Here is a 23,352-nt window from a genome sequence, read left to right on the forward strand (position 1 = left end):
TCTACCAGTGCCTTTACGTGCAGGGCCGTGGCCAACTGCGCGCTGATCTGAACAAGTGCCTGTCCACCAAACGGGCCACCCGCAAGCCCCGCGACCACACCGAACGCCGCGGCAAGTTCACCGATGTGTTCACCATCAGTGACCGGCCAGCCGAGGCCAATGACCGTGCCGTGCCGGGACATTGGGAAGGCGACCTGATCCTGGGTACTCGCGGCGGCAGCGCGATCGGCACCCTGGTCGAACGCAGCACCCGGTTCACCATCTTGTTGCACCTACCCGACAATCACACCGCCGACTCGGTGGCCGCGGCGATGATCGCGGCGATGAGTGAGCTGCCCGAACACCTGCGCCGCAGCATCACCTGGGACCGCGGCAGCGAGATGGCGAACTGGCGTGACATCAAACTGGCGCTCAAGGCGCCGGTCTACTTCTGCGATCCGCACTCACCCTGGCAGCGCGGGAGCAACGAGAACACCAACCGGCTGCTGCGGTTCTGGTTCGAAAAAGGCACCGACCTGAGCGTGCACACCAAAGCCGACCTCACCCGTATCCAGGACACCCTCAACAAGCGTCCCCGACCCACCCTCGATCTGGACACCCCAGCCCAACGCCTAGCCGCGCTCTTGAACCAAGCCGCCTAGCCACGTTGCACTAATCGATTGACTTTGAGGCCGAATCTTGGTCATCTACTTCACGTTCGGCGTCGGAGACGCCTCACACGATGACCCGCCTGCGGGTGAGTGAATTGTCACCGCCGGGTCATCGCTCGGAGCCTCCGGGAAACATGAAAACTCTAGGTTTGCAACATGTTTCGATCTCGAACCATTACTGACTGGGACCCCGAAGACATCGTTGCCTGGGAGGCCGGTAACAAGAATGTCGCCCGGCGGAACCTGATCTGGTCGGTGATCGCGGAGCACATCGGGCTCTCGGTCTGGACCATGTGGTCGGTCATGGTGTTGTTCATGCCGCAGTCCGTGTACGGCTTCACCGCCGGGGACAAGTTCCTGCTGGCCGCCACCGCGACTCTCGTGGGTGGCTGCCTGCGCATCCCGTACACGATGGCGACCGCGACCTTCGGTGGCCGCAACTGGACCGTCTTCTCCGCGCTCGTGCTCTTCATTCCGACACTGGGCAGCATGTGGCTGCTGTCGCATCCGGGGCTTCCGTTGTGGCCGTACCTCGTGTGTGCGGCGCTCGCCGGTCTCGGTGGTGGCAACTTCGCGTCGTCGATGACCAACATCAACGCGTTCTACCCGCAGCGACTCAAGGGCTGGGCGCTCGGAATCAACGCCGGCGGAGGCAATCTCGGTGTGCCGGCCATTCAGGTGGTGGGCCTGCTGGTGATCGCCGTCGCGGGCAACCGCGCACCCCACTGGGTGTGCGCGATCTACCTTGTCCTGTTGGCTGTCGCCGCGATCGGTGCCGCGTTGTACATGAACAACCTTGCACAGCACCGAATCGACTCCGGAGCGATGCGTGCCATCCTGACCGAGCCGGACACCTGGAGCATCGCTTTCCTGTACATCGGGACGTTCGGCTCGTTCATCGGCTTCTCGTTCGCCTTCAGCCAGGTCCTGCAGATCAACTTCGTCGCCGGTGGCCAGAGCGCCGCGCAGGCGGCGCTGCACGCGGCTCAGATCGCGTTCGTGGGTCCGCTGCTCGGTTCGGTGGCCCGGGTCTACGGCGGCAAGCTCGCCGACCGCATCGGCGGTGCTCGCGTGACCGTGGCAGCCTTCGCCGGCATGATCGTGTTTGGCGCACTGCTGATTTCGGTGTCGACCTACCACGACCACACTGGCGGTGCCGTCGACGCGGCCACCCTGACCGGCTTCATCGTCGGCTTCGTCGCGCTGTTCATCCTGTCGGGTATCGGCAACGGTTCGGTGTACAAGATGATCCCGTCGATCTTCGAGGCCCGCAGCCACTCGGTGGTGGGCAGCAAGATCGACCGGCAGAACTGGTCCCGCGGGATGTCCGGCGCTCTCATCGGCTTCGCCGGTGCCATCGGCGCGCTGGGAGGCGTGGGTATCAACCTGGCGTTGCGGCAGTCCTACCTGTCCAGTGGTTCTGCCACCGCGGCGTTCTGGGTGTTCGTCACCTTCTACATCGCCGCCCTGACGCTGACCTGGACGCGCTACATCCGGACCCCGCTGCCTGTGATCGAACCCGCCCAGCCGGCCGAAGCGGTCGGCGTGGCCTGAGTCGGCCGTCCGGTCAGTTGCTGTGCGGGTCGGCCGAGTTGAGAACGGCCACCGCATGGTCGTACTCACCGCGCACTTCGGCATAGCGTAAGAACTTGACGTTCTCGACCTGAATCTCATCGGCAGCCGGCTGGTTCTCGAGGATCTCGATGACTTCGCTCACGAACTGCTCGAGCGGCATGGCCCACTCGCTGTCGCGCTGCCCGGGCACCAGGTCGGTCCGCACCGCGGGCGGCTGGAGTTCCTTGAATTCCACCGAGGAACCGGCGAATTGCAGCCGCAGCGTCTCGGTCAGCAGGTGGATGGCAGCTTTGGAGGCGTTGTAGCTCGGAGTCACCTTCAGCGGGGTGAATCCCAGGCCTGACGACACGGTGATGACAGTGGCAGCGGGTTGGGTCTGCAGATGTTCGATGAATGCGGCGATGAGCCGGATCGTGCCCAGCACGTTGGTGGTGATGGTCGATTCTGCCGCAGCCAGGAAGCTCTCCGGTGCGTGCCAGTCTTCGATCTTCATCACCCCGGCCATGGTGATCACCACGTTCAGATCGGGATGCTCGGTCAGCACCTGAGTGGCCACGGCCTGGATGCTGTCGGGGTCCGCGGTGTCGATACGGACCGCATCGATCCCGGGATGTTCGGCGGTGATCTGGCGGAGCAGCTGTTCGCGGCGGCCGCCGATGATGACATTGTTTCCTTTGTCCCGCAAGGCGATTGCCAACGCGAGCCCGATGCCGCTCGTGGCACCCGGGATGAAAATGGTGTTGCCGGAGATCTTCATGGCTCCAAGCCTGCTCGCGCGCCGTCCATTTGTCACATGCATATCTATGATGTTCAGTATGCTCACAACGCATACCGAGCGGGCAGACTTGAATCTGCTGACACCATTGGTCGCGCTGCTCGAGGAACGGCAGGTATCGCGCGCGGCGTCCCGAATCGGGCTCAGCCAACCTGCCATGAGCCGCGCCCTGCAGCGGCTGCGCAGACTGCTCGATGACCCGCTGTTGGTTCGCGATCCGGACGGATTCCGGCTGTCGGCCCGTGCCGAGGACATTCACCGCCAGCTCACCACGCTGATACCGCTGCTCGAAACCCTCCTGGCGCCCGCGGAGTTCGATCCCGGCGCGTCAACGCAGCCGGTTCACATCGCCGGGAGTGACTACGCTGTCCACACCTACGGACCTGCCATCGCACGCCTGATCCGCTCGCAGTCACCTGACACGACAATACGTTTCCGCAGCTGGCGCCCCGACGGGATCGAGGATCAGATCCGCCGCGGCGCGGTCGATCTGGGTCTCTACGGGGGTCACACGCCGGATGACCTGAACGCCACTCAGCTCGTCACCGAGCACTTCAAGTGCGTTGTATCCGAAGGGCATCCGCTGGCGGCGCGCGGCGCGATAACGCTTGAGGAGTATCTCGAGTTCGGCCACGTGGTCGTGGACGTGGCGGATGGGGTGCAGCCCGATATCGATTACCGCATCGCGGAGCTGGGCAGGGGCCGCCGGGCGGTGGTCACGGTGCCGTATCACACCGCGACGCTTCCGATGCTGCATGGAACCGATTTGGTGGCAACACTTCCCGGTCGATTTGTCGACGCTTGGATCGCCGGCTCTGAACTACGCCTGCTGCCCGCGCCGGCCGAGATCGCGACGATGCCCTACCGAATGATCTGGCATCCTGCGTTCGAACTCGATCGTCGCCACCAGTGGCTGCGGGAGTGCGTGCGCAGTGCCGTCATCGACCACGAGTGAGTTCAGTGCTTCCCGGCGGTGTGGTGCGATTGCTATTCACCGCTCGCGGCAGCCAGTCCGGCGCGCCGGGCCTCCCGGCGCTTCGACGTACTCAGGTTTCCGGCCGCGCGCGGATCTGAAATACCCAGCGCAGCAAGACGTTCGGATTCAGATACGCCACCCCAGATGCCGTACGGCTCGCCGGACAGCAGTGCAAAGGCGGCGCACGGGGCCTTCACCGGGCATTGGCGACAAATCTCTTTGGCGCGTTGTTCGCGTTGTCTGCGCGCCCGGCCCCGCTCGTTGTCGGGGTGAAAGAAGACGCTGGAATCCATTGAGCGGCAACGGGCAGACTCCTGCCATTCCCATTCGTCGGCCACCGGCCGGATCGCCGGTGCGGGCAGTGGCAACGCGGTTCGCTTCCCGATCATGTTCTACCTCGTGCTTCCTACTCGGTTGTTGGTCGTGCGGTGACCCGTTGGCCTTTACCGACGACCGTCACCCCGCCGTCGGAGATGACGAAGCCGCGTGCCCTGTCATGCTCCTTGTCGACGCCGACCTCGGCGCCAGGCGGAATCACGACGTTCTTGTCGACAATGGCGTTGCGGACCAAGGCATGTGCGCCGATCACGGTGTTGTCCAAGATCACCGAGCGGTCCACCGTGGCGTGCTCCTCGACGCGAACACCAGGTGACAGGACCGATTCTCGGACCAGCGCGCCGGAGATGATCACGCCGTTGGAGATGACGCTGTTGACGGCGCGGCCGACCCGGTCACCGTCATCGTGGACGAACTTCGCTGGTGGGTGGGGCGGAATGTGCGTCAGGATCGGCCACGCGCTGTTGTACAAGTCGAAAGCCGGGACCACGGCGCACAGGTCCATGTGGGAGTCGTAGTAGGAGTCCAACGTTCCGACGTCGCGCCAGTAACCGCTGTTCTCGGCATGGGTGCCCGGGACCTGGTTGCTCTGAAAGTCGTAGACCTGGGCGCGGCCCTGTTCGACCATCATCGGCATGATGTCGCCACCCATGTCGTGCTTGCTGAACTCGTCGGCGGCGTCGGCATGTAGCGCATCGATGAGTACCTCGGTCGAGAAGACATAGTTGCCCATCGAGACGAACGATTCGTCGGGGGCGTCGGGTAGGCCCGGCGGGTCGCTGGGTTTCTCCAGGAACGCCTCGACCTGCCGTCCGTCGGCTGCGGTTTTGATGACGCCGAAGGCACTCGCCTCGCCACGCGGCACTCGGATGCCGGCGACGGTGGCGCCGGCGCCACCGTCTAGGTGCTGCTTGATCATCTGCCGCGGGTCCATGCGGTACACGTGATCGGCGCCGAAAACCACCACCAGATCGGGCTTTTCGTCGTGAATGAGGTTCAGTGACTGGTGGATGGCGTTGGCCGAACCCGTGTACCACTGCGGGCCCAGACGCTGTTGGGCAGGTACGGGGGTCACGTAGTTGCCGAGCAGGCTGCTCATTCGCCACGTCGTGGTGATGTGGCGATCGAGGCTGTGGCTCTTGTACTGCGTGAGGACGGCGATCCGCAGTACACCGGCGTTGACCAGGTTCGAGAGCGCGAAGTCGACGAGTCGGTACAGTCCGGCGAACGGCACCGCGGGCTTGGCCCGGTCGAGTGTCAGTGGGGACAGCCGTTTGCCTTCGCCTCCGGCCAGGACCAGACCGAGGATTTTCGGATCGGCCATGTGCATTCTCCTTCTGGGCAGCGGGCGACGGCTGGTGAACTCATGGATTGGCGAAAGTTGTTGCGTTGGCGGCAGATATCACGCCTGCTCCACGGTCACGCCGGCGGCGGAGAGCTCGGAGAGTTGCCGGCTGTCGACGCCGGTGTCGGTGATCAGCAGCTGGATGTCTTCCAGCCGGCCGTACTGGGCGCCGCTGACGGCCCCGAACTTGCTGTGGTCGGCGAGCAGGATTCGGCGGTGTGCGCACGCGAGCATGCGTCGCTTCACGGCGGCTTCAGACGGAGCGGGGGTGGTGAGCCCGCGGTCGATGCTGATGCCGTTGGCGCCCAGGAAGGCGACGTCGACGTTGATCTCGGCGAGCGCGCGGGCCGCCCAATCATCCACCTCGGCAAAGGTTTTCGACCGGACCCTGCCGCCCAATGTGTAGACCGTCAGCAGTGGTCGGTTGAGCAGGGTCAGTGCCTGCGTCAACGAGTTGGTGTACACGGTGAGTTCGCGGTCGCCGGGAAACTGCTCGACCAGCTGCGCGGTGGTGGACCCGGCGTCGATCAGAACCGATCCACGTTCCGGAAGATGTGCGAGCGCGGCCTTGGCGATGCGGGCCTTCTCGGCGAGGAACTCGGTCCGGGTCTCGACGGCAGGCTCGTAGGAGAGGTAGTCGACGCGTACCGCGCCACCGTGCACCCGCCGCAACAGGCCTTGGCGCTCCAGCAGGATGAGGTCCTTGCGGATGGTCTCGCCCGTCACGCCGAGCTCAGACGCCGTCCGGGCGGCGTCGATGCGACCATCGCGGCGAAGCATCTCGAGTAGCTGCTGTTTGCGCTGGTCGGCGTAGAGAGCGCCCGCAGCATCGCGGGGAGCGGGTCCTGTGGCTGCCACTACACCTCCCTTGACTTGTGACCTGCACCACTTGGATTTGATTGCTAATAATTGTGTTTAATTGGGATTCTGTCAAGGGCGCCCTGGCACCCCCACCAGGCGCCCATGCCCACAAACGCCGAATGGCCGGTCGGCACACAACTTTCAGACGAAGGCGTGTGCCAACCGGCCATTCGGCGCAGTGCGCTAAGGCTTGATCCGCATCTTCCCCGGTGACCACAGCCCGCTGTGGACCGCGGTGCCCAGGTCCAGCTCGGCCGTCGTCGCGTCGACGACGGTCGTGAACTGACGCAGCGAGCCCCAGTCCCGGCCCCAGTCGTCGGACAGGTACGTCGACATCACGTGGGCCTTCAGCAGCACGTCGGTGATGCCCAGCAGGCCGCCGTTGATGCCGTCCTGCCAGGTGTCGGTGTCCTGCTTCTTGGCGGTGTAGTCCGGTGTGATGCGGAACTTCGGCACCTCGGTCACGCCGTTGCGCACCAGCATCGGCTGCTGGCACGGGAACGCCAGGCCGACAGCCCAGTCCATCAGCACCGGCTGGGTCTTGCCGATGAACTGCTCGACGGTCTTGAGCTCGGGCACGCGCGGCGGGGTGACGGCGATCCAGTCACCCTCGTTGAGCGAAAGGTTCACCGCCACAACACGGACGTAGGTGGCGTCGGCCGGAATCTCGCGACGGTCGAAGCGCAGGTTGCGCCACGACGGGGTGGGGCCGATGTCGTAGGGTGCGACGCGTCCGCCGCCGACGGGGTGCCCGTCGGGGCCGGTGCGGCCGTACTCCAGCTCGACGGTCTGACCCTCGGTGCGGCCCTTGAGCGAGCTGTAGCCGGTGATGGTGCCGGCGGCCGTGACGACCACGAGCGGATGCGCGGCATCGGCGGCCGGCAGGCCGTACCAGGCCGACGTCAGCTTGGCCTGCGAGTGTGGGCCGGTGATGTACGTGCCGGCGACCGGCACCCGCGCGGGATCCAAGCCGTAGGGCAGCGGCACCGTCGAACCGTTGATGCCCGGTGTCTTGAGCTTCGTCGCGGCGTCCCAGTCCGCGTCGGTGCCCGGCATCGGGAAGTCCTGCCGAATTGCCTCGGCGACAATACGATCCGGCACGCCATTGGGGGTGAAGCCGACGGGGCCCACGCCGCCCAGCGCGCCGAGCAGCCCGTACTCACCGGGCTGCGGCGTCAGGAAACCGGCGTTCGAATCCGGCTCGACCAGCACGTTGTCGGCCAGTCCGCAGCCGCCCTTCAGCGCGCGCAGATTGCTCGCCAGGTTCGAGTACGTCGGGTACTCGCGCACCGCACCGATCGCCATCGATGCCACGCACACCACCACCATGAACGCGGCGGCCAGGGGAATCGGGGCCGCCGTGACCAGCCGGGTGAGGCGGCCTTCGGGACGGTCGCTATTGAAGTGCAGCCAGAACGCCCACACCGCGGTGATTACGAACAGCGCCAAAAAGATTGTGCTGAGCTTGATTCCGCCGACAGCGACCATGTCGTTGTTGAACGGCACGCCGTAACTGGACACGTACCACCAGCCGTTGGTGGTGGCCGAAACCAGCGCCAGCAGGAACAGCACCGCCGAGGTGACGGCCATGCGGTTGCGCGCCGACTTCAGTACCGACCGCGACACCAGCACGGTGGCCACCGCGGCCATCGCGGCGCCCACGGCCGCGAACAGGCCGAAGTGGTGCACCCACTTGGTGGGGGTGAACATCAGGCAGAACATGGTGGCGAAGATGATGCCCATCAGGCGCCACACCGGTCCGCGGGCGATACCGGGAACCCGCTTGCGCCGCAGGATCATGAACATCGACGTGAACAGGCTCAGCGCGGTCAACAGGAAGCCGAAGCGCCGGGTCATCGAGCCGTCGACCGTCGGCAGGAACAGGTAGTAGTACCGCAGGTTCTCGGTGTACCAGGCCTGGCTCGGGCCGATCGCGGTGCGAATCCTGGTGGCCTCCAACACGCCTGCCGCGGTCTGGTTGACGAACACCACGGTGAGGACGACGAAACCGGCGGCCAGCAGTGGGAGCACCAGCGGCCAGGTGCCGACCTCGCGGCGCCGCTTCACCAGGATGCGCAGAATCGGTCGGCCACCGGCGAGCAGCGCCGCCACGGCGATCAGGCCGGTCGGCTGGATCCCGAGGGTGAACGCCGCACTGATGATGGCGAGCGCCGCCGGGGTCAGCCGGCTGGTGCCGATGGCACGTTCGATCAGGACGTAGGTGATCAGGGCGCCGGTGGCGATCTGGCCTTCGGGGCGCAGGCCGTTGTCGAACGGCATCCACGCGGCCATCAGGACCAGGCCCGCGGCCCACATGGCGGCCTTGCTGCCCACGACTGCGGGTCCGAGGCGGGGGAGCACCTCGCGGGACAGCAACAGCCAGCAGATCAGCGCACAGATCAAGTCCGGCAGGCGGATCCAGATGCTGGCGTCGCTGACGTGCGTCATCAGGGCCAGCACGTTGTAGTACCAGCCGAACGGATCCTCGGGGCTACCGAACCAGCGGAAGTAGTTGATCATGTACTGCGCATGCGGCGCGACGCGCGCCATGCCCAGGATGTAGCCGTCGTCAGATGACCCGGCGCCCAGCACATGCCACAGCAGGAACCCGCCGATCACGACGCCGTCGACGATGTTGAAGGTCCGCCAGCGGCTCGGGATGAGGCGCTGCATGCGACGGCCGTCGAGGCGGTCCAGCCGCCAAAGTGCCAGCAGCGCAACGATGGTCGCCGCGATGCCGCCGAACATGGCGGTGTACTTGATGATGGTCGGCCGGTTGATGAACCGGGTGTCGATGGTGGCGGACACCGAAAGTCCCTGCGGAGCAGCGCCCTTGAGGTCGGTGAAGATGCCGACGACGGTGGGCCGCAGGTTCGGGTCGGCGAACCCGGTGCGCAGTTCCTTGCCGTCGGTGCCGGTCAGCCCGACGAACGTCGCGAAGGTGCCGTTCTTGTCGGAGATGATCTCGATGCGCGAACAACCGGGATTACCAATGGCTTTCAGCCGCGGCACGCTGGCGATCACCACGTTGCGGTCGGTGATGTCGACGCGGCTGCTGGACACGTTGACCAGCAGGCCGTTCAGTGCGGCCTGCTTGCCGTCCTTGGGTACCGTGCCGAACACCAGCCCGCCCGAGGGCGGCAGCGTCTGCAGCACGTCGCAGGGGATGGTCGCCGTCATCGTCACCGGCGTCTGCGAGATCAGCGGCGCCGTCACGTTGCCGAACTGGCCCTGCTGCGGCCAGTTCAGCTGCGCTGTCGTCTGTACCACCGGCAGCAGCGGCGTCAGTGCCGACAGCACGAAGCCGATCAGGCCCGCGACGATGGCCACCCACCGGGTGACCTTGACTTGCTGTGCGTTCATTCCCGTCCCGGTCATCGGAAGACCCTGATCGGGCTTCATGGCAGGGCCCTGATCGGGCCGCGGCGGCTCCAGCCGTTGACGGTCATGGTGCCTTGGTCAATCGCTGCGGGCGGCGCCACTGACGGCGGCACCACCGGGTCGTACCGTTCGATGGAGCCCCAATCTCGGTACCAGTCATTGCGCAGGTAGGTGGGGATGGTCGACGTGCGCAACAGCGCCTGGATGAACAGGAACGGGCCACCCTTCTGCGCGGACTGCCACATGTTCGACGACACCACGACCTGCTTGGTGTTGGGCAGGATGCGGTACTGCGGCAGCTCCGCGACACCGAGATGCTCGGAGAACGGGCGCTGGCACGGGAAGTTCGCGGCGGTGGCGATGTCCATGAGGATCGGCGTCTGCGAACCCAGGAACTGCTGCGCGGTCTGCAGCGTCGGGACCCGCGGCGGCGTGAACCCGAACCACTGGTCCTCCGACAGGTTCGGATCGTCGGCCACGATGCGGGCGACGTTGGCCTCCGGCGGTGCCCACGCGAGCGGGAATCGCAGGTTGCGCCAAGCATATTGGGCGAAGGTGTCGATGGGCTGCACCTCGGCGAGGGCCTGGTAGCTGCCGTCCGGCCGGTGCACGCCCCACTGGAGCTTGAGCGACTGGCCGTAGTGGAACTCGTGCTCTTCGTCGTAGTACCAGATGGCACCGGCCGCGGCGACGGTCACGAGCGGCCGGTCCGCACTGCGCGGCGGCAGTTGGTACCAGGCGGAGGTGGCCTTGGCGGCGACGCCGTTCTCCTTGAAGCTGCCCATCACCGGGGTGCGGGCGGGGTCCAGGCCGAACGGCAGGAACACGTTGGAGCCGTTGACACCCGTCGGGCCGTAGCCGCCACCGGTGCCGGCCGCGAAGGCGACGCCGACGTTGGGCTTGTTGGGCGACCCGTCGGAGTTCACGGTGCCGGGGTTCGCGACCACCGGATGCGGCGGTGCGAGCGAGTCGCTGATCCCGTTCGGCGTGAAGCCGACGGGGTTCTCGCCGCCCAGCGGTCCGTACTTGCCCCACGTCTGGCCGGGCACCGGCTGCAGCGTGCCGGCATTGGTGTCGGCTTCGACCAGCACGTCGTTGGCCATCGCGCAGCTCTTGTCGGACAACCCGAGCGCATCCAGGTTGGCCCGCGCGGTCGTGTACTGCGGGTAGCGCTGCACGAAGCCCTTGGCCATCGAGCCGACCTCGAGCACGACCATGATCACCGCGACGATCAGCAGCGGCGTCGACGCCAGCGCCCGGTTGCGGCGGGTCTCCGCGACCTCGGTGTGCCCGGCGTAGTCGATGCGGAAGTGCAGCCAGCCCGCAAGCAGGGCGGAGATGATCGCCAGCACCAGGAACATCGAGGTGACGGGGTGGCCGGCCAGCACGGGCTGCCGGTCGAACCACGGCACGCCGTAGTTGCCGACGTAGAACCAGCCGTTGATCCCGGACGTCGCCCAGGCCAGCACGAACAGCAGTGCCGTCACGTACAGCGCCAGGTTCCGCCGGCTGTGCAGCCCGACCGTCGCGAACGCGAAGGCGATGATCGCCCCGAACGCACCGGAGAGGCCCGCGAACGCACCGAACTGCACGGCCCACTTGGTCGGGGTGAAGTGCAGGAGCAGCAGGCCGAGCATGGTGCTGCCGAGCAGGCGCCACACCGGACCGCTGGCCAGGCCGGGGACCCGGCCTTTGCGCAGCAGGAGGGCGAGGGTGGCGAACAGGCACAGCAGCAGGATCAGCACGGAGAAGCGGCGGGTCATGGAGCTGTCGACGCTGTCTTCGACCGTGAGGAAGTAGTAGCGCAGGAATTCCTGGTACCAGGAGATGGTCGGGCCGACGGTGTACTTGATGCGCGCCGACTCGGCCACGGTCGCCAGGGTCTGGTTCCGGAAGATCACCGTCAGGATCAGCGACGCCGAGGCGGCCAGCGTCGCGATCGGGGCCAGCAGGCCCGTCCCGGCCCGGCGGCTGCGGACCGTGCGGACCAGCGCGCGGGCGCCGACGAGCAGCGGGGCCAGCGCGATCAGGCCCTGCGGCGCCGTCGTCGCGGTGAACGCCGCCACGATGATCGCGACCGCCGCGGGCGCCAGGCGCCGGGTGGCGATGGCGTACTCGATGAGAACCCAGGTCGCGATGACACCGAAGGCGATCAGCGGCTCGGGGCGCAGGCCGTTGTTGAACGGGTACCAGGCCGCCAGGAAGACAGCCGCCGCGGTCCAGATCGCGATTGCGTTCGACGACACCCCGCGGGCGCCGGGGCCGAGCCGCGGCAGCACCCAGCGAGACAGCAGCGTCCAGGTCGCGATGCCGGCCAGCAGTGCGGGCAGCCGCATCCACACGCCGGCGGTGCTGATGCTCGCCATATGGGCGAGCACCGACTGGTACCAGTCGAACGGCGCCTCGGAGGTGCCGAAGTAGCGGTAGTAGTTGGCGACATAGCCGGCCTGGCTGGAGACCCGCGCGATGGTCAGGTTGTAGCCGTCGTCGGAGGAGATGGCGCCGATCAGGTGCCAGCCTCCGAGGCCGGCGAACACCGCGATGTCCGCGAGCCAGTGCCAGCGGCTGACCTTCCAGAAGCGCTGCCAGCCGTCGTGCACACGGCGGCCGTCCAGGCGGTCCAGCAGTGCCAGCGCGGCGATCGAGACCAGCGTCAGCAGCACACCGAGCGCCATGGCGGCCGACTTCACGAACGTCGGGACCACGATGAACCGGGTGTCGACGTCGACGCGCGCGGACAAGCCGGGCTGTGCGGGCACCTTGAGGCCGGTGAAGATGCCGGCCACCTGGGGCTTCTTCTCCACACTGCCGGTGCCGGCGGCTCCCGGCAGGCCGATGAAGTCGGCGCCGACGCCGCCGTTGGTCGCCCAGAGATGCAGGTTGCTGCACTTCCCGGCGGCGATGTCGGACCGCTTGGCGACCGCGGCGACGGTGTCCCGGAAAGCGACGACGACGTCCGCGGCGTTGGCGCGCACGAACAGGCCGTTGCGGCTGGCGTCGATGCCGTCCGGTGGGATCGTCGAGAACACCAGACCACCGGCCGCCGGCACGGTGGCGATGGCCGAGCACGGGATGGAGACATCCAGCGCCAGCGGCGCACCCGACACCAGCGGGGCGGTGAGATCGGAGACGTTTCCGCTGGCACCGGGGGCCTGGGGCCACAAGATGGTCGCGGTCGTCTGCTTGACGGGCAGCAGTGGGGTCAGCGCGCAGAGCAGCAGACCGGCAAGGCCCGCGATGATCGCGACGAGACGGGCAGTCCTGGCAGGCACGAGGCTCAAGACTAGGCGACAGTTATATGTGGCCTGGGCCACTGACGGGGAATGTCGAGCTAGTTGGCCGGAATGTGACCCTCAATAGAGCTTGCTGCCCTGGGCAGACAGCCGGACGGCGTACTTGTCGTGCGCCACTTCCGGGTGCGCACGATCGCGACAAATATGTCGGCGGCGAGACTGACGGCACGGCGATTTCTGGGCCGGTTCACCGCCACCTGGTCAGGAATGGCGTGCTCGCTCCCGGGACAGCTCAAACATGTGGCAGCAGAGCCGACACGCCCGGCGGCCATCCGGCGGCCACTGACTACGAGTGCCGCAGCGGCGCCGGGGCCCACAGCCCGCTGCGCGTGGCCTTCCCGAGGTCGATCTGGGCCGGCTGCGCGTCGGGGTAGTACTGCGTGAACTGCTGCAGTGAGCCCCAGTCGCGGAACCAGTCGTCCTTCAGATACGTCGGCACCGGGGTGGCCTTGAACAGCAGCTCGGTGATGCCCAGCGGCCCGCCGCCGAGGTAGTCCATGACGGGCGAGTTGGCCTCGGCGCCGAAGCGGTCCGGCAGGATGCGCCACTTGGGCACCTCGGTGACGCCGTTGTCGTGGCCGAACGGGCGCTGGCATGGGAACGCCAGGCCGACGAGCCAGTCCAGCATCACCGGATCCTTGGAGCCGACGACGTCCTGCAGGGTGCGCAGCTTCGGGATGCGCGGCGGGGTCAGGGCGATCCAATGCTGCGGCGCGAGGTCGTCGTCGGTCGCGACGATGCGGATCAGGGTGGCGTCGGGCGGGATCGCGGCCATCGGGGCGCGCAGGTTGCGCCAGGCGGGTGCGGCACCGACGTCGGCGAAGCCGACGGCCCCGGCGATCTTGCCGGCCGCGGCCTGGGCATCGTTGGCGTACTCGACGCGGACCTCGCCCTGGTTGAAGCGGCCCGCGGCGGCGACGACGAGCAGCGGTCCGGCCTGATCGCGCTGGGGTAGCCGGTACCAGCCCGAGCGCATCCGCGCCGGAATCTGCACGCCGGGGCGCCAGCTGCCCAGCACCGGGGTGGTGGCCGGGTCCAAGTTGTACGGGAGCTTGGCCCGCGAGCCGTTGACGCCCATCCCGGCGGTGGTGCCGCCTTCGGTGCCCGGCTCGGCGCCGCTGATCGGGCCACCGTCGCTGTCGGCGAAGTTGGTGCCACCGGGCGGTTCCATGACGGGGTCCGCGGAGACGTCGGCGGGAATTCCGTTGGGGGTGAAGCCTTCTGCGCTGCCGGCACCGAGGGCGTCGCCGACCGTCCCGGACTGGGGGACGAGCTTGCCGGCGTTGGTGTCCTGCTCGACCATGACGTCGTCGGCCAGGCCGCAGGTCTTGCCGGTCAGCGCCTGCAGGTTCGAGCGGCCGACGGACCAGGCCGGCCACTGCTGCGTCATCCCGAGGGTCAGTGACAGCACTTCGAACAGCACGATGATCCACGACGCAATTGCCAACGGCGCCTGCGGAATCCGGCGACTCACCGGTCTCTCGGGATCGTGGTCGTAGAAGTGCAGCCACGCCGCCCACAGCAGGGTCAGGAACGACAGGCCGAACAGGAACGTGGTGAAGCCGAAGTGCCACTCGGGGAACTGATTCGACCACGGCACACCGAAGTTGGAGACGTACCACCAGCCGTTCACGGTGGCGAACGACAGCGCCATCACGAACAGCACGGTCGCGGCGAACATCGCCCGGTTGCGGCGTGATCGCATGGCGGCGGTGCCGACCGCGATAGCGGCCAGCGCGCCCAAAGACCCTGCGAGCCCGGCGAATACACCGAAGTGGTGCGTCCACTTGGTGGGCGTGAACATCATGGCCAGGAACGAGATGATCGTGATGCCGACGATGCGGCGGGCCGGCCCGGCGGCAGTGCCCGGAATTCGCCCCTTGCGCAACGACATTGCCAGCGAGACGGCCAGTGCCAGCAGCAGCGTCAGCACCGCGAACCGGCGGGCCACCGAACCGTCGGGGCTGGTGGTGAACAACCGCTCGTAGCGGATGTGTTCGTCGAACCAGCTCAGCGCGGGGCCGACGGTGGTCTTGAACGAGCTGGCGTCGAGCGCGGCGGCCAGCGTCTGGTCGCGGAAGATCAGGATGGCCGTCACCGTGCCCGCGGCGAGGATCGGCGCCAGGAGAGCCAGATAACCGAAGCGCGAAGTATGCCGCGCCACAATCGTTTTCAGCGGACCGACGGCGACCAGCAGGGCGCCGATCGCGGCGATACCGGTCGGGCCCGAGAACAACGTCAGGGCTCCGATGATGATGGCGATGGCCACCGGCAACAGCCGGCTGGTCGCCACTCCGCGTTCCACCGAGCACCAGGTCAGCAGGATGCCGAGCGCGATGATGGGTTCCGGCCGGATGCCGTTGTTCAGCGGCAGCCAGAACGCCAGGAACATGCCCGCGGCGGTCCAGGCGGCGGCGCGGCTGTTTTTGACGGCCTGGCCGAGCCGGGGGAGCACTTCACGGCTGATCACCCACCAGCACGCCAGGGCCATCAGGAGCGTGGGCAGGCGCATCCAGACGCTCGACGTGGAGACGTGCGCCCAGAGCGCCAGCAGGTCGTAGTACCAGCCGAACGGCGCTTCGGGGGTGCCGAACCAGCGGTAGTAGTTGGCCATGTAGCCGGCGTGCTCGGAGACCCGGGCCATGGTGAGGATGTAGCCGTCGTCGGAGGTGTTGGCACCCACGAAGTGCCACCACACCAGCGTCGTGATCACGACACCGTCCAGTGGCTTCACCGACCACCAGCGCGACGGCAGGAACCGCTTGTGCGGGACGCCGTCGGCACGGTCCAGCACGTGGAGGGCGCCCAGTGCGACGACGGTCAGCACCACGCCGAAGATCATTGCGAGCATCTTCAGCAGGGTCGGGGACGTGCTGTAGCGCGAATCGATGGTCGCCGAGAACGACAGCCCTGGCGGAGCCGCGCCGGACAGGTCGGTGAAGACGCCGACGATCTGCGGGCGGAAGTCATAGCCGCTGAGCTCGCCGCGCACCGGCTTGCCCGGGTTCTTGTCCTTCGGGCCCTGCACCAGGCCGACGATCTCGCCGGTGACCTTGTCGGCGTGCGCGGTGAACTTCAGCTCCTTGCACGCGGGGCTGAGCACCTGCGTCAGCGGCGCGCTGACGACCGGGGTGTTGCGCACGATCACCAGCAGGTCGCCGCCGACGCGCTCGATCAGCAGGCCGCGGTCGACGGCCTTGGGTGCCTGCTTGGGCACTGTGGACATCAGCACCGTGGCGGGACCGGTGAGGCCGGCCGCCGCCGAGCACGGGATGGTGATGTCGAGGTCGGTGGCCACGTAGCCGATGAGCGGTGCGTCGACGCTCTTGAGGACGCCCGCCTGCGGCCAGTTCAGCTGCGCAGTGGTCTGGGTGACCGGTAGTAGCGGCGTCGCCATCGCCAGGAACGCGCCGAGCAGTCCGGCCACGATCGCGATCCACCGCGCTGTGCGGTGATTGCGCTCTACCTCAGGTTCCCCGGCCACGGGGCTAGATGTTAGTGGCCGCTACGGATGGCCAGCACGAACGGGCCGATATCTGTGACCTGCCAGTGCTTGCTGTCGAACAGTCGCTCGTCGAGTGCCACCTGGTAGCGGCGCACGTTGGGCTGGTTGGGGTAGACGTCCTCGGCCAGTCGCAGCGTGTAGGTGCCGGTGCCGCCGTGGCGCATCAGGAACACCGTCGGCGCCGGCCAGGGCAGCGTGTCGAGGGCCTTGGCGAAGTCGTCGGGGTTGGTCATGGTCGCCCAGCTCTCGATGGCGCCGGAGCGTTCCTTGAACTGTGCCAGCGGGTTCGCGTAGTGCGACGTCAGCCCCTGGAATCCGTAGTAGGGGTAGTAGGACAGGAAGCTGTAGTCCGCGGTCATCACGACGGTCTCGTTGCGGGGCTTGCCCGTCGCCGCCGTGATCTTGCGGTCGATCTCCTGGTAGTACCGCTCGGAGCCCGGGGGACGACGGTCGGCGCGCTGGCCGGAGCCGTCGGTGTCGGTGTAGGCGACGGCGATGTCGGCCCGCAGGATGTCCGGGATCGCCTGACTGAACGACACCGCGCCGATCGCGCCGATGACGGCGGCCACCGCGATGATCCGGTTGGTGGTCGGCTGCGCGTAGCGGTTCGCCAGCGCGCGGGCGGCCTCCAGGAAGCCGAAGGTGCCGGCCGCGACGAGCAGCACCAGCAGGGTGGGCTGCAGCCGGAATGACAGCAGCGTGGTGCGGGCCAGGGTGGCCAGCATCGACAGCAGCGACCACGCGTACACCGACACGACCGCCATGCCCAGCGCGGCAGCGCGTGTCGAGCTGCGGCCCTTGACCACCAGCCACAGCGTGCCGACGAGGCACATGACGCCCAGCAGGGTGGCGTCGAGCATCGGGAAGGTCAGCTGCGCGCCGGCCATCGGCAGGTAGTGCTGCGCGGTGCCCTTGTCGGCGGGGTGCCCCTTGAGCAAGGCGAGGTAGTACGGCGCCCAGTGGATGGCGGCGATGACGCCGGAGATCACGGCGATGACGGCCACCCGGATCAGCGGCTGCAGTTGGCGCCGGGACACCGCGAGCAGCAGCGCCATCAGCGTGAGAGTGAACGCCGCGTAGCCGAACAACAAGGTGTAGAACAGCGCGGCGATGCCGAGGAAAATCCCCGTGCCGATGATCGCGGCCCAGCCGCGGCGTCCGCCATCGCTCGCCTCCGGCGAGGAAGCCTTGAGCCCCGACCACGCCAGCACGAACACCGGCGGCAGCATGACGACGAGGACGGCCGAGTAGGGCTCGGTGGAGGAGTACGCCAGCGTGACGGCCGCGGTGGCCGTCGTCACCGCCAGGGCGTACTCGAAGCGAATCATGGCCGTCCACAACACGAATGCGGCCACGATCGCCGCGGTGATCGTGACGATCGCCCACGGCTTGAACATCTCCCACGCCGGCGTGCCGGTCAGCGCGGCCGCCCGGCCGCCGAGCCAGAACCAGCCCGACGGGTAGTACGGCGGCAGACCCAGGTACGTCATGTCGTGCGGCACAGCGGTATCCGTGAGCCGCGTCAGGTACTCGGTGCGGAACTGCTGGTCGACCGAGATGCCGAACAGGTACAGCTTCGTCGCGCCCAACGGCATGCCGAGGGTGACGACCGAGAACGCCGCCAGGAGCGACGTGGCCGCGACCTTGGCGCTCTTGCGCCAGCCGCGGCGCCACGCCCACCCCGCGAGCAGTAGCCCGATGAGCACGGCGCACTGGCCGGCGGTGGTCAGGGCATGCAACTGGTTCGACGAGTTGAACGCCGGCCATTGCACGCGCGCGATTGCTTGCAGCGCAATGACCGCGATGATCACCGCCAGTGCCATGGCGGCCAGCATCTGGCCGCTCACCCTGGCGCTTGCGGCCAGCGCGCTGCGCATCAGAGCGGGAGTTTGCGGAAGATCGACCGGGGGATGTGCCGGATGACGGCCATCAGGTAGCGCACCGGATTGGGCGCCCAGATGAGCTCCTTGCCCTTGGCGGCGGCAGCGACGGCCTGGTTGGCGACGTCCTCCTTGTCGACCGTGAACGGCGCCTCCTTGGCGCCGGTGGCCTTCCAGTGCTCCAGCGTCGTGGTGGTGCGCACCTGGCCGGGGCGGATGACCAGAACGCGAACCCCGAACTCCCGCAACGCTTCTCCGAGGCCCAGGTAGAAGCCGTCGAGGCCGGCCTTGGTGGAGCCGTACACGAAGTTGGAGCGGCGAACCCGTTCGCCGGCGACCGACGACATGGCGATGATCTGCCCGAAGCCCTGCGCCTTCATCTTGTCGCCGACCAGCACGCCGACGGAAACCGCTGCGGTGTAGTTGATCTGGGCGGTCAGCACGGCCTTGGACTGGTTCTGCCACAGTTCCTCGGCGTCGCCCAGGACACCGAACGCGACGATGGCGACGTCGACATCGCCCTGTTCCCAAGCGGATTCGATGACGGCCGGGTGCGACTTGGTGTCCAGCGCGTCGAAGTCGAGGTAGACAACCTCCTTGGCGCCGGCCGCCTCGATCTGGGCGATGGCCGCGTCGCGCTTGGGGGCGTTGGGCAGGTCGGCGAGGATCACGCGGGCCTTGGCGTTCTTGAGGTAGCGCTCGACGATGGCCAGGCCGATCTCCGAGGTACCGCCGAACAGCAGAATGGTCTGCGGGTTGCCGGTTGCGTCAATCACTGAGTCTCCTAGAGAAGTTCGAGGCGGCGGGCCATGTCGGAGGCGAACACGCCGTTCGGGTCGGCTTTGCGGCGGGTGGCGATCCACTCGTCGATCCGCGGGTACATCTTGTGGAAGCTCTCGGCGCTGACGCGGGAGTCCTTGGCGGTGTACACCCGACCGCCGAATTCCATTGCGCGCTTGTCGAGTTCGTTGAGGAACTCGTTGACGCCCGGCCGGTTCGGGAAGTCGAGGGCGACGTTCCAGCCCTGCATGGGGAAGCTCAGCGGCGCCTTGTTGCCCGGGCCGAACAGCTTGAAGACGTTCAGCGCCGAGTACTGCTTCTGCGTGTGCATCCAGCGGATGATGCCCTTGAACTCTTCGAGCGCGTCGGGCGGAACCAGGAACTGGTGCTGCGCGAAACCCGCTGGGCCATAGGCATATTGCCAGCCCGAGGTGATGTCGAGCATGTGGTAGAACTGCGTCAGGTTGACGATCTTGCCCTGGTAGTTGCCGCTCATGCGGTAGAACGCCTCGCCGATCATGGACAGCGAGAGCTTGTTCATGAAGCTGACCGGGAACAGGTTCGGGATCGCCGGCAGTTGGGGCGCGGTGAACTTCAGCGGGTCCTTGGCCAGCTTGGCGGGCAGCTGATCCACCTTGGCCAGGCTGCCGCGGCTCACCGCGGCGCGGCCGAGCTTGGGCTCCGGGCTGATGAGGTCGAACCACGCGCTCGAGTACGTGTAGTTGTCCTCGCTGCCGTCCTGGTGCACGGCGACGGTCTCTTCGAGATCGTGCGTCGCGATGCCGTCGGCGATGAAGTAGGCGCTCTCGGTGCGCGTCATCTTGATGCGCGCCCGGATCACGATGCCCGTCAGCCCGTTGCCGGCGACGGTGGCCCAGAACAGCTCGCTGTCCGGTCCGTCGGGCGTGATGGTGTGCACCTCGCCGTCGGCCATCAGCAGGTCCAGTGACAGCACGTGGTTGCCGAAGCTGCCCGCGCTGTGGTGGTTCTTGCCGTGGATGTCGGAGGCGATCGCACCGCCGACCGTGACCTGCCGGGTGCCCGGCAGCACCGGAACCCACAGCCCGAACGGCAGCGCGGCCTTCATCAGCTGATCGAGGCTGACCCCGGCGTCGACGTCGGCGATGGCGGTCTCGGAGCTGATCGAATGGATCCGGTTGAGCGCCGTCATGTCGACGACGATGCCGCCGCCGTTGCACGCCTGGTCGCCATAGGACCGGCCGAGACCGCGGCCGAGGATGCCTCGCCGCAGGTGGGCGGGGCTGGAAGAGTTTGCGTCCGCGACCCGCTTGACCGCCTCGGCGATCACTGACACATCGGGTGTGGACAGCACGTTTGCCACGGACGGTGCCGTGCGGCCGAACCCGGTGAGGGCGCGGCGCGTCAGGGGCAGCGTGGCGTCAGGCTGGGTAGACATAACGGTCAAAGGGTACCGGCCAACCTCACTTCAGCCGGAAAATCACGGTTCGCTGCACCACGAAGTTGATGACGGTCGCCGTCCCCTGGGCAATGACAAAGGCCACAGGCCGCCGCCAGGACTCGCCGGCGAATTGCAGATAGAACAGCTGATTGATGCCGACCTGCAGTCCGAAGGTGACTGCGTACAAGATCACAACGGCGATGAAGCGCGCCCGGCTCGGTTCGGCCTGGAAGGTCCAGCGCCGGTTGATCAGATAGGCCGTCGTCGTGCCGGCGATGAAGCTGAGTGTCTTCGCGATGAGGGTCGCCCGGGCATCGGGCATGCCGTTGGCGACGAAAACGGCACTGAGCAGCGCGTACAGCCCGTAGTCGACGACCGCGGACAGACCACCCGTGACGACGAACCGCCACGCCTGTGTCACCAGGCCTAGAGACGCCTCGACGGCCTTCTCGGCACTGTGTTCGGCGTTGTGTTCGGCGGGGATGTCCACTGGCTCGGCCACGCGGGCAGCTTACGTGCACCATGGACACGTGACCGATTTGCTCCAGGCATGGCACACCCTGTTGGCGCGGCATTCGTCGTCGCCGCGAGTCGACGACGTCGGGGCGGCGCTGCTGGGCCGGTGGGCCGAGCCGCACCGCAGTTACCACGACCTGAGTCACCTGCGTGGCATCCTGGCCGGAGTGGACGCCCTGGAGGAGTACGCGGACGATCCGGACGCCGTGCGTCTGGCGGCCTGGTACCACGACGCGGTCTATGCCGGGCAGTCCGACGATGAGGAGAACAGCGCGCGGCTCGCGGAGTCGGACCTCACCGATCTGGGTGTGGCCCAGGAGTTCGTGGTGGAGGTGGGCCGCCTGGTGCGGGTGACCATCACCCACGATCCCGCAACCGACGACCACAACGGCCAGGTGTTGTCCGACGCCGACCTGGCGGTGCTGGCGGTGCCGCCGGTCGATTACCAGCACAACACCGCCCGGGTGCGGGCCGAGTACGGCCACGTCAGCGATGCGGATTTCGCGCTGTGGCGTGGCCGGATGATCGCGGCGATGCTCGCCGGGCCGTCGCTGTACCGCACGGAGGCGGGGCGGCGGCTGTGGGAGGACGCGGCGCGGACCAATCTGCAGGCAGAGCTCGCGGCGCTCAGCGGCTGACGGCCCTCAGCACGTCGTGCAATGCGTCGAGCGCCGCGGTGAACTCGTGGTCCGCGGGCGTGCCGAAACTGACCACCACGCCGTCCTGCTGTGGCGTGTCGAGTGCGGCATCCGGATGGCGCAGCAGTGCCAGTCCGGACAGTGCGATCCCGGCGTCGGCCGCGCGCCGCATGACCTCGTGTTCGGTACCGTCCGGCAGCCGGATCAGCGCGTGCAGTCCGGCGGACAGTCCACTGATCTCGACATCGAGCCCGGATAGCTTGGCCGCCAATGCGTCGCGCCGGCGCCGGTAGCTGTTGCGCATCCGGCGAATGTGTTTGTCGTACTGGCCGGATTCGATGAAGTCGGCCATGGTCAGCTGGTCGATGGCGTTGACGTAGAACTGTTGCCCGCCCGCCGCCGCCAGTACCGGATCGATCAGGTTGTCGGGCAACACCATCCAGCCCAGCCGGAGCACCGGTGCCAGGCTCTTGCTGACCGAGCCGAGATAGGCCACCCGGTCGGGATCCAGCCCCTGCATCGAGCCGATCGGCTGCCGGTCGTAGCGGAATTCGCCGTCGTAATCGTCTTCCAGGACATAGCTTTTCGTACGGACGGCCCATTCGAGGGCGCGGGTGCGCCGCGTGGGATGCAGTGGTACGCCGTGCGGGAAGTGGTGTGCCGGGGTGAGCAGAACCGCTGCAGCGCTGGTCTTTTCGAGGTCATCGATGATGGCGCCGTGGTCATCGATCCGGATGGGCACGGTGCCGGCGCCGCTGCCGGCGATGGCGTCCCGGAACAGGAACAGACCGTAGTTCTCGACCGCAATGGTGCCCGGCGCAAAAACTTTCGACAGCAATTCGACGGCGTGCCGGGTCCCGGCGCAGATGACGATCGATTCGGCCGTGGTGCGCACGCCGCGGGCGCGGGCCAGATAGGTGGCCAGCGCGGTGCGCAGTTCGTGGCGGCCACGGGCGTCGCCCGTTCGCAGCGCTTCGGTCGGCGCGTTGGTCAGGGCCCGTCGGGCCGACGCCAGCCAGGCCTGCCGCGGGAAGGCCGCGACGTTTCCCGAACCGGGCATGAGGTTGTGAGTGGCGGTGCCCGGTTTGGCGCGCTGGGTGGCGGGCGCCGATTCGGTGTGCGAGCCGACGACCCACGTGCCCGCGCCCTGGCGCGAGCCCAGCCAGCCCTCGGCGACCAGTTCGGCGTAGGCCTCGGCGACGGTGTTGCGAGCCAATCCCAGGTCGATCGCCAGGGATCGGGAGGGCGGCAGCATGGTGCCGGCGGGCAGTCGGCCCGATCGGACCGCGTCTCGTACGGCCTGGATCAGCTGGTCACGGGCACCGCGCCGGCCCGGTTTGACGGTCTGGCCGAGATCCAGATGCAAGTCCAGCCCAGCGCTGCTCGCCGCAGAATTGGCCCATGAAACCACGCCCAAATTG

General features: G+C 67.4%; 16 protein-coding genes. 4 read left to right on the plus strand and 12 right to left on the minus strand.

Translation table 11 applies throughout. From position 1 onward, the window contains the following. Both ACJH6H_RS00005 and ACJH6H_RS00010 read left to right on the plus strand, forming a co-directional pair. On the plus strand, nucleotides 1–641 hold a 641-nt coding region (locus ACJH6H_RS00005; RefSeq protein ID WP_406773983.1), incomplete at its 5' end, for an IS30 family transposase. A gap of 165 nt (nucleotides 642–806) precedes the next feature. Next, nucleotides 807–2,204, plus strand: a complete 1,398-nt coding sequence (locus ACJH6H_RS00010) for a nitrate/nitrite transporter (protein ID WP_406773984.1) — start codon at nucleotides 807–809, stop codon at nucleotides 2,202–2,204. 13 nt (nucleotides 2,205–2,217) lie between these two features. On the opposite strand, the gene ACJH6H_RS00015 is transcribed toward ACJH6H_RS00010, so the two are convergent. After that, nucleotides 2,218–2,982: an SDR family oxidoreductase gene (locus ACJH6H_RS00015; protein WP_406773985.1), complete on the minus strand. Its 765-nt coding sequence runs from the start codon at nucleotides 2,980–2,982 to the stop codon at nucleotides 2,218–2,220. A 58-nt stretch (nucleotides 2,983–3,040) separates the two neighbouring features. On the opposite strand from ACJH6H_RS00015, the gene ACJH6H_RS00020 reads away from it, so the two are divergent. Continuing rightward, the gene (locus ACJH6H_RS00020; protein WP_406773986.1) at nucleotides 3,041–3,955 is read left to right on the plus strand and encodes a LysR family transcriptional regulator; all 915 of its coding nucleotides are present in this window, start codon (nucleotides 3,041–3,043) and stop codon (nucleotides 3,953–3,955) included. A 32-nt stretch (nucleotides 3,956–3,987) separates the two neighbouring features. On the opposite strand, the gene ACJH6H_RS00025 is transcribed toward ACJH6H_RS00020, so the two are convergent. From ACJH6H_RS00025 to ACJH6H_RS00070, 10 genes are all read right to left on the minus strand, one after another. Then, nucleotides 3,988–4,344, minus strand: coding sequence for a WhiB family transcriptional regulator (locus ACJH6H_RS00025; RefSeq protein WP_371824588.1), 357 nt, complete (start codon nucleotides 4,342–4,344; stop codon nucleotides 3,988–3,990). 38 nt (nucleotides 4,345–4,382) lie between these two features. Next, nucleotides 4,383–5,636, minus strand: a complete 1,254-nt coding sequence (gene glgC / locus ACJH6H_RS00030; protein ID WP_406773987.1) for a glucose-1-phosphate adenylyltransferase — start codon at nucleotides 5,634–5,636, stop codon at nucleotides 4,383–4,385. 78 nt (nucleotides 5,637–5,714) lie between these two features. Beyond that, nucleotides 5,715–6,515 carry a DeoR/GlpR family DNA-binding transcription regulator gene (locus ACJH6H_RS00035; protein WP_406773988.1) on the minus strand — a complete coding sequence of 267 codons (801 nt, stop codon included), beginning with the start codon at nucleotides 6,513–6,515 and terminating at the stop codon, nucleotides 5,715–5,717. Nucleotides 6,516–6,701: 186 nt separating this feature from the next. After that, entirely contained in the window at nucleotides 6,702–9,896 is a 3,195-nt protein-coding gene (locus ACJH6H_RS00040) for an arabinosyltransferase domain-containing protein (protein WP_406773989.1), read from the minus strand. A 20-nt stretch (nucleotides 9,897–9,916) separates the two neighbouring features. Further along, on the minus strand, nucleotides 9,917–13,171 hold the full coding sequence (locus ACJH6H_RS00045) for an arabinosyltransferase domain-containing protein (RefSeq protein ID WP_346415249.1): 3,255 nt from the start codon (nucleotides 13,169–13,171) through the stop codon (nucleotides 9,917–9,919). 307 nt (nucleotides 13,172–13,478) lie between these two features. Further along, on the minus strand, nucleotides 13,479–16,676 hold the full coding sequence (locus ACJH6H_RS00050; protein WP_406773990.1) for an arabinosyltransferase domain-containing protein: 3,198 nt from the start codon (nucleotides 16,674–16,676) through the stop codon (nucleotides 13,479–13,481). 11 nt (nucleotides 16,677–16,687) lie between these two features. Beyond that, a complete protein-coding gene (locus ACJH6H_RS00055; RefSeq protein ID WP_406773991.1) occupies nucleotides 16,688–18,574 on the minus strand; it encodes a galactan 5-O-arabinofuranosyltransferase in 1,887 nt (628 codons plus the stop codon). Next, nucleotides 18,574–19,353: a decaprenylphospho-beta-D-erythro-pentofuranosid-2-ulose 2-reductase gene (locus tag ACJH6H_RS00060; protein WP_064861198.1), complete on the minus strand. Its 780-nt coding sequence runs from the start codon at nucleotides 19,351–19,353 to the stop codon at nucleotides 18,574–18,576. The genes ACJH6H_RS00055 and ACJH6H_RS00060 overlap by 1 nt, the downstream gene beginning before the upstream one ends. A gap of 8 nt (nucleotides 19,354–19,361) precedes the next feature. Then, complete coding sequence (locus ACJH6H_RS00065) at nucleotides 19,362–20,774, minus strand: FAD-binding oxidoreductase (protein ID WP_020099515.1); 1,413 nt, start codon at nucleotides 20,772–20,774, stop codon at nucleotides 19,362–19,364. Between the two features lie 25 nt (nucleotides 20,775–20,799). After that, nucleotides 20,800–21,261, minus strand: coding sequence for a GtrA family protein (locus tag ACJH6H_RS00070; RefSeq protein WP_318984282.1), 462 nt, complete (start codon nucleotides 21,259–21,261; stop codon nucleotides 20,800–20,802). Nucleotides 21,262–21,307: 46 nt separating this feature from the next. Between ACJH6H_RS00070 and ACJH6H_RS00075 the strand changes: the two genes are divergently transcribed. Beyond that, the gene (locus ACJH6H_RS00075; protein ID WP_318983969.1) at nucleotides 21,308–21,931 is read left to right on the plus strand and encodes a metal-dependent phosphohydrolase; all 624 of its coding nucleotides are present in this window, start codon (nucleotides 21,308–21,310) and stop codon (nucleotides 21,929–21,931) included. Here ACJH6H_RS00075 and ACJH6H_RS00080 read toward each other — a convergent pair. Beyond that, nucleotides 21,921–23,342, minus strand: a complete 1,422-nt coding sequence (locus tag ACJH6H_RS00080) for a PLP-dependent aminotransferase family protein (protein WP_318983968.1) — start codon at nucleotides 23,340–23,342, stop codon at nucleotides 21,921–21,923. The genes ACJH6H_RS00075 and ACJH6H_RS00080 overlap by 11 nt on opposite strands. Nucleotides 23,343–23,352: the final 10 nt, after the last annotated feature.

The sequence above is a fragment of the Mycobacterium sp. SMC-21 genome, from assembly GCF_045310825.1.
GTDB lineage: Bacteria > Actinomycetota > Actinomycetes > Mycobacteriales > Mycobacteriaceae > Mycobacterium.

Excerpts from the sequence above, each read along its gene's own strand:
- ACJH6H_RS00010 (WP_406773984.1), top strand. The coding sequence starts at position 807 with ATGTTTCGATCTCGAACCATTACTGACTGGGACCCCGAAGACATCGTT.
- ACJH6H_RS00015 (WP_406773985.1), bottom strand. The coding sequence starts at position 2,982 with ATGAAGATCTCCGGCAACACCATTTTCATCCCGGGTGCCACGAGCGGC.
- ACJH6H_RS00020 (WP_406773986.1), top strand. The coding sequence starts at position 3,041 with ATGCTCACAACGCATACCGAGCGGGCAGACTTGAATCTGCTGACACCA.
- glgC (WP_406773987.1), bottom strand. The coding sequence starts at position 5,636 with ATGGCCGATCCGAAAATCCTCGGTCTGGTCCTGGCCGGAGGCGAAGGC.
- ACJH6H_RS00040 (WP_406773989.1), bottom strand. The coding sequence starts at position 9,896 with ATGACCGGGACGGGAATGAACGCACAGCAAGTCAAGGTCACCCGGTGG.
- ACJH6H_RS00055 (WP_406773991.1), bottom strand. The coding sequence starts at position 18,574 with ATGCGCAGCGCGCTGGCCGCAAGCGCCAGGGTGAGCGGCCAGATGCTG.
- ACJH6H_RS00065 (WP_020099515.1), bottom strand. The coding sequence starts at position 20,774 with ATGTCTACCCAGCCTGACGCCACGCTGCCCCTGACGCGCCGCGCCCTC.